Origin of the sequence: Haloarchaeobius caseinilyticus (assembly GCF_051207395.1) — an archaeon.
Taxonomy (GTDB): domain Archaea; phylum Halobacteriota; class Halobacteria; order Halobacteriales; family Natrialbaceae; genus Haloarchaeobius.
Map to the genome: position 1 here is coordinate 441,205 of NZ_JBPJZC010000001.1, position 14,170 is coordinate 455,374.

The following is a 14,170-nucleotide window of genomic DNA, read 5'->3' on the forward strand; positions in this document are numbered from 1 at the left end:
AGCCCCAGCCAAATCCGCCGACGAGCGGAGTCGAAACGGGCCGAAATCGGCAGTTTCAACGCCTCTTGATGTCGTCCTCGTCGCGGACGATTCGCGTCTCCGCCGTGCCGCTGGTTCGGTCGTTGACCATGTCGTAGAAGTCGTTTTGCATTCCGGCGGGGAAGGTGACGACGCCGATCCACGACCCGTCGTTCTGCCACTCTTCGCGTTCGAGTTCGCCGTAGTTTCGGACTTGTGCCTGCGTACTGCCCGCATAGTCGGCTGGAATGTTGACTGCGATAGTGACCTCGTCGAATCGGATGGGGATGACCGGTCGGAGCGCGTCGAGTGCGTCGTCGACCTGACTCTCGACCGGCTCCATCGGGTCGACCGTGAACCCAGCCTGTTCGAGCGCCGACTCGATGCGCTCTGGCGGGTGCGGTGCGTTGTCCATCTGCGGGTTGACCGCGTTTCTGGCGATTTTGTTCACCAGCTGTTTGCGCTTCTGTTCTTGCATCTCGCGGCGCTGGTCCGCCGTAATCTGGATCTCACCGCGTTTGATGACCTCGGGGATAATCTCCAGTGGGTCTGTCGTCTCGAAGACTTTCTCCAGATCGTCTTCTGCCGGCCGGTCGCCACGAGACGCGTCCTCGAACACGTCTTCGGCTGCGATGACCTCCGTCAGGTCGCCGTCGAACTCGCCTCGCTTGATGGCGAGTGCGGCGTCAGGGTCTACCAGTACCTCGAAGCGTGCGCCGTGCGATTCGAGTCGGGCAGTCACCGCTTCGTCGAGTGAAATCATACCTGCAACTAACGCAGGACAGTTTAAAAGATGTTCCCCGAAAAGTCCACGAAAGGACGGCGGGACGGCTTATTCTTCGTCGGTCGCGTCGCTCTCGTCCGCATCGTCGTCTTCGCTCGGGAGCAGGTCGTACTCGGTGACGTAGGCTTCGACGGTGTCGTCGGAGAGCGTGGTGAACGATTCGGATTCCGTCTCGACGGTCGCCATACCGACGCTCTCGGGGTCGAGTTGGCCCTCGTGGGGGCTGGCGAGCGCGCGGAGTGCGAGTTCGATGCCGCCATCGAGGTCGGCGTCGGCGTCGTAGTTCTCTTCGAGGTGGTCCTGGATCTCGTTGCGGTTCGCGCCGACGGCGAGCGCCTTCCACTCGTAGGGCGTGCCCGAGGGGTCGGTCTCGTAGAGGCGGGGTTCGCCGTTCTCGATGCCGCCGACGATGAGTGCGACGCCGAAGGGGCGTGCGCCGCCGACCTGCGTGTACTGCTGAATGTGGTCGGTCACGTCCTTCGTCAGCGTCTCGACACCGATGGGTTCGCCGTAGCGCAACTGGTTCACCTGTGCGTCGCGCCGGGCGAAGTCGATGAGTTGGCGAGCGTCGGCGACGTGGCCGGCGCTGGCGATGCCGATGTGGTCGTCGGCTTTGTGTATCTTCTCGACGCTCGCGCGCTCCATCAGTTCGGAGTGGATGCGCTTGTCGACGGCGAAGACGACGCCCTCGGGCGTCCGCACCCCGATACTCGCGGTCCCTCGCTTGACTGCCTCCCGTGCGTACTCGACCTGGTAGAGACGCCCGTCCGGGGAGAAGATGGTGATTCCCCGGTCGTACGCCTGCTGTGAAGCTTGTCCCTGCATAGTGTCACTCGAAATCGAGGTTCGTCGCGCCGACGAAAGCGCCGTTGACGCGCACATCGAGAAGACTGCCCCGCTCGACGGCGTCTCGGTCGTCAGACTCGAACGCGACGGTTCTCTGGGTCGATTCTTCCGACGGCCGTCCTAAATACTTTTCTTCACACGCACGGATGGTGCCAGAGATTCCCCGGACGTGGAGGCCGAGGTCGTGGCCGTTCACCGTCGAGAGACAGGCCAGTGCGGCCCGTGCGGTGTCGGTGTGGCCGTGGTGGGCGCGGACGACGGCCTCGCCGCGACCGTCGGCGAAGTCGAACCTGATGACGGTGCAATCGGACTCGGCACTGCCCACGTCGCCGACGAGGTTCTGTACACAGTACCACAGTTCGCGCTGGAAGTCGCCGCGGTCGATGGTCGCGTCGGGCGTCGTTTCGAGGGCGACGGCGAGGTAACGCCAGCGCGGGCGCAGATGCTTCGGGAGGTGCTTCATTCCTCGTCGAGGGTCGCCTGTGCCACGTCGACGCGCTCGCCGACGAGCACGCCGACCTGGTCGTGGACCGGTTCCACGGCGGTCAGGACGAAGCCAGCGTCGGTGAAGGCGTCGGCGAGGTGACCCACCGTCGAGGGGTCGTCGACCTCGGGCGAGTAGAACGGCTCGTCGGGGTTCGGCTCACCGAAGAACATCACGTCGCCGAGGACGAACTTTCGCGGCTTGAGGTCGGCGATGACCTGAATCGCCTCGCGCTTTTCCTCGTCGGAGAGGTGATGCATGGCGAAGTTGGTCACCACGACGTCGACCTCGCCGTCGTAGTTCGGTTCGCGGAAGCTGCCTTCGCCGACGTCGACGTTGTCGAGACCAGCGTCCGCAGCCTTCTCACGGGCCTGTTCGAGCATCCCGTCGCTGATGTCTCGGCAGACGACGTTGCCAGCCGCGTCGGCCAGCGAGAGGCCGATGGCGCCGGTGCCACAGCCGAGGTCCAGCACGGTGTCTTCGTCGGTCAGGTCGTCGAGTGCGTGTTCGAGCACCAGCGAGACGCAGGCGCGGTACTCGTCAGTGTTGTTGACCTCGTCGTCGTAGCGACCGGCCATCTCGTCGAAGCGGGCGGCGTGGTCCTCAATCGGTCTCTTCATACCGACCTCTACGCACCCCGGGTTCGATGAAAGCGTCGGAGTCGCGCTCGCGATTCCGGTCGGCCAGCCGACCCCACTCCGTGAGTCCGTCGCGAATCTGCTCGGCCGAAAAGCCGATGCACTCGCCCAGCGCGACGAGTTCGCGTGAGGCCCGCAGTTCGAGGTGCGAAGTCGGGTCGCCGCTGACGACGTAGGGCACGTCGAACTTCTCGACGAGTTCTCGTAGTTTTCGCAGCGACCGGAGTGACTGGACCCGGCCGCCGCCGGTGATGCCGAGGACGTTCCGAAAGTTGAACTCGACCCGGACGCCGTTCTCGGCGGCTGCTTTCGCCAGCACGTGATTGAAGTCACCTTCGCGGCGCATCGGATGTGCAAGCACGTCGATGCGCTCTTGTTCGACCGCGAAGCGGTTCATCGTCACGTCGCCGCCGTGGACGAGCAACAGTGGGAACTGTCGGCGGTAGTTGCCGACGTAGCCCGAGGCTTGCGTCGGATTGTCCGCGCGAATCTCCAGCGCGGGCACCACGTCGAGGTCGTACTCGTCGCCGATTCGTTCGGCGTCGTACTCGGCGCGGGTGTCACCGTGATTGCGCACGACGATGCCGTCGTAGCCGTACTCGGCGGCGGTGTGGGCGAAGCGCGAGACGGTCGACGCGCCATCAGGATGCGCGTGGACGGCTTCGTAGAATCGCATGAAGATGTACTCCGTCAGTCGTCTCGGTCGTCGCGCTCGCCTTGCTCGCGGAGCATTTCGAGCGTCTCGCGGGCGTTCTCGACCGCCTTTTCCTTCTTCGCCGGGTAGGCTTCGACCTTCGCGCGGAAGGTGATGCCCGGCCCGAGTGCGGTTTCGCCGGAGAACGCGGCCTGCTTGTCGAGTCGTAAGAACAGTTCGCAGTTGTCGGTCACTCGCTGGTCGAGTTCACCGACGACGGACTCGATGTCGTCGAGTTCCGCCACCTTCGACAGGACGGCGCGCACGTCGTCGGCGTTCTCGACGCGGGCCGAGAGGATGACGATGCGGTCGCCGTGGTGGCCCTCGTTGACCATCCGGTCGACTTCGAACTCCTCGGGGAGGTAGTATCGCAGTGCCTCCTCGACTCGTTTCTCGTCCTCGGTGGCGTAACAGAACGCGCGGAGGTCGACGTAGTGGAACGGAACTTTCGACATCGAAATAGAGAGAGTTACTCTTCTTCGTCTTCGTCCGGTTCGGGTGCGGCGTCGAGCTGGTCCTCCGGGATGCCCTGCTCCTGGCCGTCGTCGAACTGGATGGTGTACGTGCTGTCACCGAACATCGACTCCATGACCTGCGTAATCTTGCCGGTCTCGCCGTCGTGTTCGCTGTGCTTGTCGTGCAGGACGACGTAGTCGCCTTCCTCGAAGCTCATACGTCGTCGTACCTCCGGCCCGATTAAAAAGGGACTGATTCACGTCGGCCGTCGCGGCCTGCGTCGGGGGACGACGACGCGCGCTGGTCGTCGCCGACACTCGGTGTGGCTATCGTCGCGGTTTCGTCAGGCTGTCGTCTCGATGCCGAGTTCGGCCAGCAGCGTCTCGGCTGCCTCGCTCGACGAGCCCGGGCCGCGAGCCGTCACGAGGTCGCCGTCGACCGTCACACTCGTCTCGCTGTCGAGTTCGGCGTCCCACTCGCCACCGGCAGCGACGACTTCGTCTTCGACCCAGTACGGGAGCTTTCGCCCGTCTGGCATCCGGTCGTACTCGTCGACGATGTCCGCTTCCCACGCGTTCGGGAAGCCGGTCACGTCGCGGCCAGCGACGATGTACTGGCCTTTGTCGTCGTGGGCGAAGCCGAGGATACCGACCGCGTGACAGACGACGAGTGCGACGCCGTCGTCGCCCGACACGGTGTCGCGGAGCAGACGGCGTGCGTCACTGTCCTGATTGATGTCCCACTCGGTGCCGTGGCCGCCGGGGAACACCACGGTGTCGTAGTCGTCCGCCTCGGCGCTGGCGACGGGAATCGGGTCGTTCAGTCGCTCGTCCGTCTCGTGAACCTCGCGGAGTCGCTCTGCTTCCTCCTCGCCGATGTCGTCCGGGTCGAGCGATGTCTCGTCGACGACCGGCGGGTCGCCAGACGGTGTGGCGACGGTCACGTCGACGCCCGCGGAATCGAGCGTAGTCAGCGGTTCGATGCACTCCTCTGCCCAGTAGCCTTCTTCGCTGACGACGAACAGTGCGGAACTCATGCACGGGTGAGTTGGGCCGCGACCCGTGAAAACGGCGTGAAAGCGGGCGGTGGTGCCGGAACCACAGACCCGTTACGGGGACACCGCGCTGGCTGGCTCCGACAGGCAACTGACGACTCATCGTCCGAGACTGTCTCAGTCGAAGCGATTTTGCTGGTCGATACAGTACACCCTCCCAATGACTCCCTTCGCGCTCTCCCTCACGTGTCTCGTGGTCGACCGCCCGCCTTCGCCGTCGGTGGAATGACGCGCGTCGACGACCTCTGGTACCTCGCGCAGGAGGCCGACCAGTACGGTGAACAGGCGTTCCACGAGTTGCGGGACCGACACGACGACGTGCTCCAGACCGAACGGACCAGATACGTCTCGCGACGACGCTTTCGAACGCTCGCAGAGCGCGTCGAACGAACCGGCGCGCCTTACGGTGCACACACCATCGTCTACCGCGACGATGGCGACATCCTGCTGGTTCGCCACGAGGGCGTCGACATGTGGGTCTTGCCCGGGGGCGGCGTCGAGGGCAGCGAGTCCTACGCCGAGGCCGCTCGGCGCGAACTCGCCGAGGAAGCGGGTGTGAGAGCCAGCTACGACGGCCTCGCCATCCTCACCAGACTCGAAATCGTCAGCGGCGAGCAGTCGATGTGTGGTGTCCTGCCGGTGTACGCCGCAAGCGCGGAGACGACCGACACGTCGGTCACCGACCCCGACGACGAGATTTCTGCTGCGCGGTGGTTCTCCCGACTCCCCGAGGACACCCGCGACCGAGACGAACTCGTGGCGTGGCGCGAACGTCGGTTCTCGTAACCGACGGAAAACGAACTCGGGCGACTACTCGGGCTTCCCGAACGTCTCGCCGTCCTGCGAGTCGGCTTTCATCCGGCGAATCGTCGCCCGCGCCTGACTAGCGTCGTAGCCGAAGTACACGTCCTCGGCGTAAGCGTCGGCGACTTCGGCCGCGTGTGCGAGATTGTCGATGTCCACGTCCACTGCGTACAGTTCGATGGAGAACGGTTTCGAGAGCGCGTCTTCGAAGCCGGTGGCGATGACTTCCAGCCAGTACGTCGTCGTGTAGCCCATGTCGTACAGCGGGACGACGAATTCGTCGACGTATTCGGCGATAGCGTCGAGGTCTAGCCCGGCACGTCGGTAGAGGTGCCCCGGATACGGGTCCGGATACAGCGTAAAGTACGTCTTGCCGGGGATTCGCTCGGTCGCTTCGGCGACGAACTCGGTGATGACGTTGGCACGCCACGCGAACCAGTCGTCGTACTCGCTCGCGGCGAAGGCTGCCTCGCAGTGGCTACAGTGACAGTATTCTTCGCGCGGGAACCCCACGTCGTCGAGGCGCACGTCCGCGTTCGCCGCGGCCGCGTCCTCGATCATCGAGAGCAGGCCCTCGCGGTAGCGCTCGCGCGATGGACAGATGTACCCCCAGTCGAAGTAGGGCTGCTCGCGGGTCGCGCGCTCGCCCTCGTCACTGACCGGAATCAGGTCCGGTTTCGCCTCGCCCGCTGCAGTGTCGCCGAAACACGACACCATGTTGACCGCGCCAGCAACCGGTTCCGTCGCGCGGCCGGTCACGTCTTTCACCTCGTAGAACCCGTGGTCGAACTCCGCCCAGTCGAGTTCCTGTTCGTTCCGCGTGACGACGCCATACATACGACAGGCTAGGGGACGAAAGCGGGGTAAGTGGTTCGAAAGCGACGGCGGTGGGTCGTCGTCACCGCCGACGGCGACGGAAGGCCGAATACGGTAGAACCGGCGGCAGTTAGTCGGTGGTCAGTTGGTAGGAAGCGTGCTGCCAGCAGTGCCCCCCGAGGAGAAACACCGTCCGCTCACACGGTGTCCCATCCTCGCACGTTGCTCCACATGTCGGACGGTCAACCGCCCGGTCGTTCGTTGTCGACATGCGGATGATTGTTGAACATATGGGACCAAAAGACATTACCGTTGGATGTAATGCTCTTTTATACCACGCGGCACCCGGTTACCTCGAAATACCAGGTCGGTGCGAGGGCAGGGAACGCGCTCGCTCCCGCGCGTCACAGGTTACTCTTCGGAGGCGGAGTAGTTCACGTGCTGCCAACAGCGTCGGCGATGAAACGCCACCTGTCGCTCGCACGACGTCCCGTCTTCACACTCTTTACCACAGGTACGCTCCCCGTCCACCGTCGTCGACTTCGACATGCGTTCTGTTTCCGCCAGTCGCCACCTTAGCAATCCGGCTTTAATCTACTGGCCGTTCATGACGGGGAAACTGGACGGCGGTGGCTAGGGAAAGAAGATAGCGAGGAAAACGGGCTGCGACGTTATTCGTCGACGTCGTAGTCTACTTCGACCGTCGACGTCGAACCGCCAGCGACCATCTTGTAGACGAGGACCATTGCGATCAGGGCGAGCGCGATTTTGAACTTCTTGGACATACCGAAACGTTCGAACGGTGACTATTTAGTGTTTTCTGGAACTGTCCGAATTCAGGTCTCGGTGGAATGAACAGAGACGATACCGTGAACGTGCGGTATGATACCGAATTGGGTGACTGCGTGGCAGCAGTAGTTGCCCCCTCTTCAGCACCCGGGATATCCACGACGTGCCAGATTTCCGGAATTCGGCTGTCGAGTACCGTCGACTCAGTCGGTGATGTGCGCGGCGATGTCCTCGCGGATGATGGTCTCACAGTACGCACAGCGAACGCCGTCGCCGAGGACGGCGAATTCGGTGTCGACCGGTTCCTTGGCGTTGGTGATGCAGTTGTGGTTCGGACACGAGAGGACACCCCTGACGGACTCGGGGCGTTCGACCCGGTGCTTCTCGACCACTTCGTAGTCGCGGACGATGTTGATGGTCGCGTCGGGCGCGATGAGCGAGAGCACGTCGACTTCGTCCTGACTCAGTTCACGGCCTTCGACCTTCACCACGTCTTTGTGTGCGAGCGTCCCCGACGGGACGTTCATCCCGATGGACACCTGCTCGCCGCTCGTCCCCTCGATACCGAGAATGGTGAGGACGTTCAGCGCCTGCCCAGCGCGGATGTGGTCGATGACGGTCCCACTCTGAATCTTGGCCACGCGAAGTTCCTTGTCCGAATCGCTCATGCGTCTCCCTCCAGCAGCATGTCCAGCAGTGCCATCCGTACGGGCACCCCGTTGTGCGCCTGTTCGAAGTACGTCGCGTACTCGGTGTCGTCCACGTCCGGCGCGATTTCGTCGACGCGCGGGAGCGGGTGCATCACAGTCAAGTCGTCGCTCGCCACTTCCAGCGTCTCGGCGTCTATCTGGTACTGGCCGGCGACCTGCTGATACTCGTTCTCGTCCGGGAAGCGCTCGCGCTGGATACGCGTGACGTAGAGTACGTCGAGTTCCGGCAGGACGGCTTCCAGTTCGGTGTGTTCGCGCACGTTCGCGCCCTCTTCGTGCAGGTCGTAGCGGACCGAGCGCGGCAGCCGAAGCGACTCCGGCGCGATGAAGTGCTGGCTCGCGCCGAACGTCGTCAGCGCGTTCGCCAGCGAGTGGACCGTCCGACCGTACTTCAGGTCGCCCATGATGCCGATGGTCAGGTCGTCCAGTCCGGCGTTCTCACGGATGGTGTACAGGTCGAGCAGCGTCTGGGTCGGGTGGTGGCCCGCACCGTCACCTGCGTTCACGAGCGGGACGTTCACGAACTCGCTGGCCATCTTCGCCGCACCCATCAGCGGGTGGCGCAGGACGAGTGCGTCGGTGTAGCCCTCGATGACCCGCATCGTGTCGGCGAGGGACTCGCCCTTTTTCACCGACGACGAGTCGACCGGTCCCATGTCGACCACGTCGCCGCCGAGGCGTTTCATCGCCGTCTCGAAGCTCATCTTCGTCCGGGTGCTGGGTTCGAAAAAGCAGAGACCGAGGAGCTTGCCCGCATGACGTTCGCCGAACATCGCGGGGTTCGCGTCCACCTCGGCCGCCCGGTCGAGCACCGTCTCGATGTCTTCCCGCGAGAGCTGCTTCGCGGTCAACAGGTGGTCGTGGCGCATCACGTGGATGGGGTCGGGCACACACCTTGAAGGTCACTGTTCGTCCCCGCCGTGGCGTGCAACTGTGGTTTCCCGGGGGCGACCGACTCAGGCGCTGTCCGTCGTCACCGACGCTCCGTCTTCGACGAGGTCGAGCAGTCGCTTCGCCTCGCGGACTTTCTCGTCCACGCGGTAGGCGTGAGATTTCACCGTCCCGACGTCGAGGCCGAGGCGGGCCGCGATGTCGGCCTGCGTCATGCCACCAGACCGAAGCACCTGTACCGCAGCCTGTCGGCGCGAGAGGCCGGCTCCAACGAGTCCCGAGAGCTGGTTCGAGGGGACGACGAGCGGCGTGAGTCCGTCGACGGTCGCAGCCCCGGCCGAGACACGCGCCGCGTAATCGGCGTGAACGCCCTCGACCGCGGCCGCGAGTGCCGAATCGAGGTCGGCGGTCGTCTGCTGCCAATCCGCGTCGGTGACCGCGATGACCTCGACCAGTCCGTCGTCCGCGAGCGTCGGCTCGGGCAAGTCGTCTCGTCCGAGGTCACCGCCGAACGTGGGGGCGTCGTCGGTCGCGCCGACGTAGTAGGCGTGTATCGCGTCCGCGCCGTCGGTGAGGTCGGCGTGAATCGTCACGAGTGCGTCGGTCAGTTCGGTACTGTCGACGCCGTGGTCGGCCGCGGTCTCGGCGACCAGTTCGGTGGAGAACGGGACCGTGACGCCGGAGCTGGTGGCTGTTGCCATCGTACACACTCTTCGCGCCCTCGCAGCAAGAAGTTTACGCCATTTGTAAACTATTGGCTGTGGGTCGGGACATCTCGACGCAATCCGTCGTGAACGACGAGCAGCGAGACGACCGGGAAGGAGACGACGACCAACGCGGCCAGCAGTGCGGGACCGGCACCACCGACGAGCGTGAGCGAGTTCCCGATGTCGGGACCCAGCAGGCCGAGGAAGACGACGTCGGCAGCGATGAACGCGACGGCCGCGCCGCTTGCGACCATCGCATCCAAGAGTGCCACTGGCGACAGTTCACCGTCACCGGGTGCGTGATGGTGCCGTCCGTGTTCGAGAACGCGGTAACAGACAGCGGCGACCGCCAGCCCGGCGACCATCACGAACGTGGCACCGACGGTGACGCTCGAATCGCTGGGCAACTGCCCCACACCGAGCAGGGCCACGAGGACGAGCACCAGCATCGGGACGTTCACCGCCGTATCAACCAGAAGGTGCCCACCGAGACGACCCCCGGCAGTTCGTCGGGACGCAATGGCGAGCGCGATACCGATGCAGGTGCCGAACAGGAGTGCGCCCACGGTCAGCACCGTCACCGCGCCGAGGTCGACGACGACCGCACCAATCGACGGCCCAGCGGTCGACGAGTCTGCTGGAGAGAGTGCCACGAGCGCGACCAGCCCGAGGACGAGTGCCGCTCCGAACGTGGCACCACCCAGTCTGACCTGTCGGCTCTCTCGGACGACCGCCGTGACCTGCTCGACGAGCGCAGAGCGCTCGGTTGTGGTCCCGCCGTCCGTCTCGACACCTCGCCCTACACCGTCGTCGGGTGCTGGCGCGCTCGACCCCTGCGAACCCTCCCAGTAGAGTTCGCGGAGGCAACTCCCGAGCAGAAGCGGCACGGAGAGCGCTGCCAGTCCAGCGTGAAGGATGGGGACGTCACCGGTCGTAAACGCCTCCGTTACGAGGCTTCCTAGCCCGGAAACGCCGAAGACTCGTTCTACCACCAGCGTGGTGCCCACGAGCCACCCCAGCCACAGCCAGCCGGCCGGTTGGAAGAGCGCGAGACAGGCCGCAGTGACCGAATCGTCTCGACTGGCCCGTGACCGCCAGCCAACCGCGGCGATTGGGACCGCCAGCATACTCGCCGGGACCAGGAGTTCCGCCGTGGAAAAGGGTGGCCCCGGTAGTCCGACGACATCTCGCTCGACCAGCAGGAACAGGCCGAGCCACCAACCGACTGTCGGCACCGCGCCAACGAACCCCAGTGCTCGTGGGATACGTGCGTCCCGCCGACCGAGCATCGAGCCGAGCGCGACGAGTCCCACCGCCACGACGATGGCGAGGCCGAGCAACGTGAACGTCGTGACGGCGGGGTCCGCGACGAAGTCCCACGCCGACGTGCCGGGCGCGAAGACGTACGAGTTGCCGAAGTCGAACGTCACCGTCGCGATGAACGCGTCGAAGAGGGACGCTTCGAGCCCCAAGTCGGTACGGACCCGTCGGACCGTCGCTTCGCTCGCACCGGAACCAATCAACAGTCGAGCAGGGTCTCGCTGAACCGTCGCCCACGACAGGACGAACGCGAAGGCGACCCAGGACCAGACCGCGAGCCCCACCGCCCGAATCGCCGCTTTTGTGTCAGGTGTTCCCATTTTGGTCACCATGCTCAGTCAGTTGGCATAACACCTGTGGCTGGCTGGGGCCAGTCCAGCGGTTCAAGTATCAGGCCGCGGCCAGACACGGCATGCTCGCAGTCGCCGGGGGAAAGGGAGGAGTCGGGAAGACGACGACGGCGCTCGCACTCGCTGCGACGCTCGCACGTCGCAGGTCACCGGTCCGAGTCGTCGACACCGATTGCGACATGCCGGACCTGCACACCATGGCGGGGTGTGCCCGCCAGCCGACGCTCTCGGCAGTCCTCGACGGCGACAGAGTACCGGACCAGCCGGTGCCTTCGCTCTCGGGCGTTCGGGTCGTGCCTGCACCGACCGCCGCAGTCAAGACGAGCGTCGCCGACGCACTCGTTGCATTGGCAGCCCGCGACAGTTGCCAGACCGTCGTCGACACGCCCGGCGGGGCCGGCCCCGAGGCAGTCACGCCGTTGCGCGCCGTCGACTCGGTACTGCTCGTCAGCGACGCGACCCCGCAGTCACTCAGCGATTGCGCGAAGACGGCGGCGATGGCGCGCGAACTCGACGCGCGAGTCGTCGGCGTGGTCCTCACCGCGACGACTACCCTGCCAGATGGCGTGTCTGACCTGCTCGATGCGCCGGTCCTCACCGCCGTTCCGCCGGCTCGGCGACCACTGGACGAGGCGGGGGTCTGGGCCGCGTACGCGGAAGCGACTCAGAGATTGAGCAGGCACACAGTTATTTAGGGAGTGACGGTCTACGAGACACGTACATGGCCGGCCGGTTGGAGACTGGAATCGACGTCCTCGACAGAAAGCTGAACGGTGGGCTCCCACCGGGGTCCATCGTCGCGTTCACCGCGAACCCCGCGAGCCAGTCCGAGCTACTGCTCTACGAACTCACGGCCGCCCGAGGCACGCTCTATCTGACCACCGAACGCTCTGACCAGGCAGTTCGCGACGCCATCGAGAACACGAACGCGCCAGTCGGCAGTCCGACCGTGCGCGACATCGCTGGCTCCGAACCGCTCGACCAGGCCAACCGGCTCATTCGCGCGCTTCCCGAAGGCGCGAACCTCATCATCGACACGACCGACGTGCTCGAACGCGGCGACCGGAATCGCTTTCGGAGCTTCATGACCGAGTTGCAGACCCACATGGTCAACACGGGCTCTATCGCCTTCTTGCACTGTCTCGACGGCGACCACGTGCCGGTCAACCGCGACACGACCAAGCACATGGCCGACGTGGTGTTCCAGTTGACCACGCAGGTTCGCGGGACCGAACTGGAGAACCGACTCGCCATTCCGAAGTTCCGCGGCGGCACTGCGCTGACCGAGACGGTCAAACTCGAACTGGCAGACCAGGTCGCCATCGACACGTCGCGCGACATCGCCTGAACGGCGGTCTCCGCCCGATTCGTCGTCTACAATCGTTTTCCACGCCTATTCGACCCTGAAGTCGACGAGCAGTGCCTCACTGTCGAGGCCGATACGGCGACTCCCCAGATTCAAAATCAGAACTAATTACATAGTGGGTTCTGAAACACCCGGTAACGCGCGCATTCGTCCATCGTGACGATGCCTACTCTCTACCATGACCGAAACATACGATGTTGTCATCGCGGGTGCGGGCCCAGCAGGGGGGCAAGCGGCGCGAGACCTCGCGTCTCGCGGCTACGACGTCGTCGTCCTCGAAACCGAGGGCGAAGACGAGTTCCCGAGCAGAAGTAACAAATCGACGGCGGGCACCTTCCCGGGGACCATGTCCTCGTTCGGCATCCCCGACGACGTAGTGATGCACTACACCGACGACGTAGTCCTCGAATCGCCGAGTCACTACTTCCGTCGCCACCAGCCCGGTGCCGTCCTCGAATTCGCCGACTTCAAGAACTGGCTGGTCGACGAGGCCGAAGCCGACGGGGCGGAGTACCGGTTCGACGCTCGCGTCTCGAAGCCCATCATGGAGAAGGGCGAAATCGTCGGCCTCACCTACAACGGCGACGAGGAAGTGTACGGCGACATCGTCATCGACGCGACCGGTCCCGGCGCACCCATCGCCAAGGCGCTCGACGTGTGCAACTTAGAGCGCGAGAAGCAGGCCATCGGCATCGAGTTCGAGTACGAGGGGATGGACTTAGACGCCGACGGCTACGGCGACATCACCGACTCGATGATGCTCCGCTTAGACCACGACATGGCACCCGGCGGCTATTCGTGGATCTTCCACACGGGCGAGGACACGGCGAAGGTCGGCGTCTGTTACATCCAGAACTCCAGTCACCGCCAGAACGCGAAATCTGGCTACACCGTCGACGACTACCTCCAGTACTGGGTCGACACCGACCCACGCTTCGAGAACGCGACGCGCCTCGAAGGCAAGCAACACCGCGGCTCCGCCCACATTCAACTTCCCGACCGGATGAGCACGGACAACTTCATGGCCATCGGCGACACCGTCCCGACGGTCGACCCGCTCTGGGGTGAGGGCATCGACAAGTGCATGCGCTCCGGTCGCTGGGCGGCCGCGACGGCCGACCGCGTGCTCACCCACCGCGGCAGAGACACCTCCGCCGACGCGCTGGCAATCTACGACAAACTCTGGCACGAGCGAGTCGCGCCGAAGGTGAAGACACGGCTGTTCATGACGGAGATGCTGTACCGGGCGTCGAACGAGCGCTACGACCAACTCATTTCGGACCTGCACAGTGTCCCGAAGAAGCGACTGGAGTCTGCGAACAGGGGCGAAAAACTCGGCATGGTCCGGATGCTGAAGCCCAGCGACTTCTCGCTGCTGGCACGGACGGCCAAAGACTGGTTCTCTAGCTGAGCGAGCGGTGACGGTCCCTGCGGTGCTGCTGA

The 14,170-nt window shown here is 64.5% G+C and carries 17 protein-coding genes; 4 read left to right on the plus strand and 13 right to left on the minus strand.

Features of this window, described 5'->3' with window-relative positions:
* Nucleotides 1-55 precede the first annotated feature (55 nt).
* The 8 genes from ACSC1P_RS02445 to ACSC1P_RS02480 form a co-directional block, all read right to left on the minus strand.
* Nucleotides 56-781, minus strand: coding sequence for a ribosome assembly factor SBDS (locus ACSC1P_RS02445; RefSeq protein WP_435358541.1), 726 nt, complete (start codon nucleotides 779-781; stop codon nucleotides 56-58).
* Nucleotides 782-850: 69 nt separating this feature from the next.
* Nucleotides 851-1,627 (minus strand): archaeal proteasome endopeptidase complex subunit alpha, encoded by a 777-nt coding sequence (gene psmA, locus ACSC1P_RS02450; RefSeq protein ID WP_435358542.1) that lies wholly within the window; start codon nucleotides 1,625-1,627, stop codon nucleotides 851-853.
* A 4-nt stretch (nucleotides 1,628-1,631) separates the two neighbouring features.
* On the minus strand, nucleotides 1,632-2,111 hold the full coding sequence (locus ACSC1P_RS02455; protein WP_435358543.1) for an Rpp14/Pop5 family protein: 480 nt from the start codon (nucleotides 2,109-2,111) through the stop codon (nucleotides 1,632-1,634).
* Entirely contained in the window at nucleotides 2,108-2,752 is a 645-nt protein-coding gene (locus ACSC1P_RS02460) for a class I SAM-dependent methyltransferase (RefSeq protein ID WP_435358544.1), read from the minus strand. The genes ACSC1P_RS02455 and ACSC1P_RS02460 overlap by 4 nt, the downstream gene beginning before the upstream one ends.
* Nucleotides 2,736-3,446, minus strand: a complete 711-nt coding sequence (locus ACSC1P_RS02465) for an RNase P subunit p30 family protein (protein ID WP_435358545.1) — start codon at nucleotides 3,444-3,446, stop codon at nucleotides 2,736-2,738. The genes ACSC1P_RS02460 and ACSC1P_RS02465 overlap by 17 nt, the downstream gene beginning before the upstream one ends.
* A 14-nt stretch (nucleotides 3,447-3,460) precedes the next feature.
* Nucleotides 3,461-3,919, minus strand: coding sequence for an RNA-binding protein (locus ACSC1P_RS02470; RefSeq protein WP_435358546.1), 459 nt, complete (start codon nucleotides 3,917-3,919; stop codon nucleotides 3,461-3,463).
* A 14-nt stretch (nucleotides 3,920-3,933) separates the two neighbouring features.
* A complete protein-coding gene (locus tag ACSC1P_RS02475) occupies nucleotides 3,934-4,137 on the minus strand; it encodes a DUF1918 domain-containing protein (RefSeq protein ID WP_435358547.1) in 204 nt (67 codons plus the stop codon).
* A 126-nt stretch (nucleotides 4,138-4,263) separates the two neighbouring features.
* Nucleotides 4,264-4,956, minus strand: a complete 693-nt coding sequence (locus ACSC1P_RS02480; protein ID WP_435358548.1) for a type 1 glutamine amidotransferase domain-containing protein — start codon at nucleotides 4,954-4,956, stop codon at nucleotides 4,264-4,266.
* 243 nt (nucleotides 4,957-5,199) lie between these two features.
* On the opposite strand from ACSC1P_RS02480, the gene ACSC1P_RS02485 reads away from it, so the two are divergent.
* Nucleotides 5,200-5,760: an NUDIX hydrolase gene (locus tag ACSC1P_RS02485; RefSeq protein ID WP_435358549.1), complete on the plus strand. Its 561-nt coding sequence runs from the start codon at nucleotides 5,200-5,202 to the stop codon at nucleotides 5,758-5,760.
* Between the two features lie 24 nt (nucleotides 5,761-5,784).
* Here the strand turns inward: ACSC1P_RS02485 and ACSC1P_RS02490 are convergent, their stop codons facing one another.
* The 5 genes from ACSC1P_RS02490 to ACSC1P_RS02510 all read right to left on the minus strand — a co-directional run bounded on the left by ACSC1P_RS02490 (nucleotide 5,785) and on the right by ACSC1P_RS02510 (nucleotide 11,331).
* Nucleotides 5,785-6,615, minus strand: a complete 831-nt coding sequence (locus ACSC1P_RS02490) for a hypothetical protein (protein WP_435358550.1) — start codon at nucleotides 6,613-6,615, stop codon at nucleotides 5,785-5,787.
* Between the two features lie 971 nt (nucleotides 6,616-7,586).
* Nucleotides 7,587-8,051, minus strand: coding sequence for an aspartate carbamoyltransferase regulatory subunit (gene pyrI / locus ACSC1P_RS02495; protein WP_435358551.1), 465 nt, complete (start codon nucleotides 8,049-8,051; stop codon nucleotides 7,587-7,589).
* A complete protein-coding gene (gene pyrB, locus ACSC1P_RS02500; protein WP_435360252.1) occupies nucleotides 8,048-8,962 on the minus strand; it encodes an aspartate carbamoyltransferase in 915 nt (304 codons plus the stop codon). The genes pyrI and pyrB overlap by 4 nt, the downstream gene beginning before the upstream one ends.
* An 87-nt stretch (nucleotides 8,963-9,049) precedes the next feature.
* Nucleotides 9,050-9,685, minus strand: coding sequence for a DUF8048 family protein (locus tag ACSC1P_RS02505; protein ID WP_435358552.1), 636 nt, complete (start codon nucleotides 9,683-9,685; stop codon nucleotides 9,050-9,052).
* 50 nt (nucleotides 9,686-9,735) lie between these two features.
* Nucleotides 9,736-11,331 carry a hypothetical protein gene (locus ACSC1P_RS02510; protein ID WP_435358553.1) on the minus strand — a complete coding sequence of 532 codons (1,596 nt, stop codon included), beginning with the start codon at nucleotides 11,329-11,331 and terminating at the stop codon, nucleotides 9,736-9,738.
* Nucleotides 11,332-11,423: 92 nt separating this feature from the next.
* Here ACSC1P_RS02510 and ACSC1P_RS02515 point away from each other — a divergent pair, with 92 nt between their 5' ends.
* The 3 genes from ACSC1P_RS02515 to ACSC1P_RS02525 all read left to right on the plus strand — a co-directional run bounded on the left by ACSC1P_RS02515 (nucleotide 11,424) and on the right by ACSC1P_RS02525 (nucleotide 14,138).
* Nucleotides 11,424-12,056: a MinD/ParA family ATP-binding protein gene (locus ACSC1P_RS02515; RefSeq protein WP_435358554.1), complete on the plus strand. Its 633-nt coding sequence runs from the start codon at nucleotides 11,424-11,426 to the stop codon at nucleotides 12,054-12,056.
* A 26-nt stretch (nucleotides 12,057-12,082) separates the two neighbouring features.
* Nucleotides 12,083-12,709: an RAD55 family ATPase gene (locus tag ACSC1P_RS02520; protein WP_435358555.1), complete on the plus strand. Its 627-nt coding sequence runs from the start codon at nucleotides 12,083-12,085 to the stop codon at nucleotides 12,707-12,709.
* A 196-nt stretch (nucleotides 12,710-12,905) separates the two neighbouring features.
* Nucleotides 12,906-14,138 carry a digeranylgeranylglycerophospholipid reductase gene (locus ACSC1P_RS02525; RefSeq protein WP_435358556.1) on the plus strand — a complete coding sequence of 411 codons (1,233 nt, stop codon included), beginning with the start codon at nucleotides 12,906-12,908 and terminating at the stop codon, nucleotides 14,136-14,138.
* Nucleotides 14,139-14,170 lie beyond the last annotated feature (32 nt).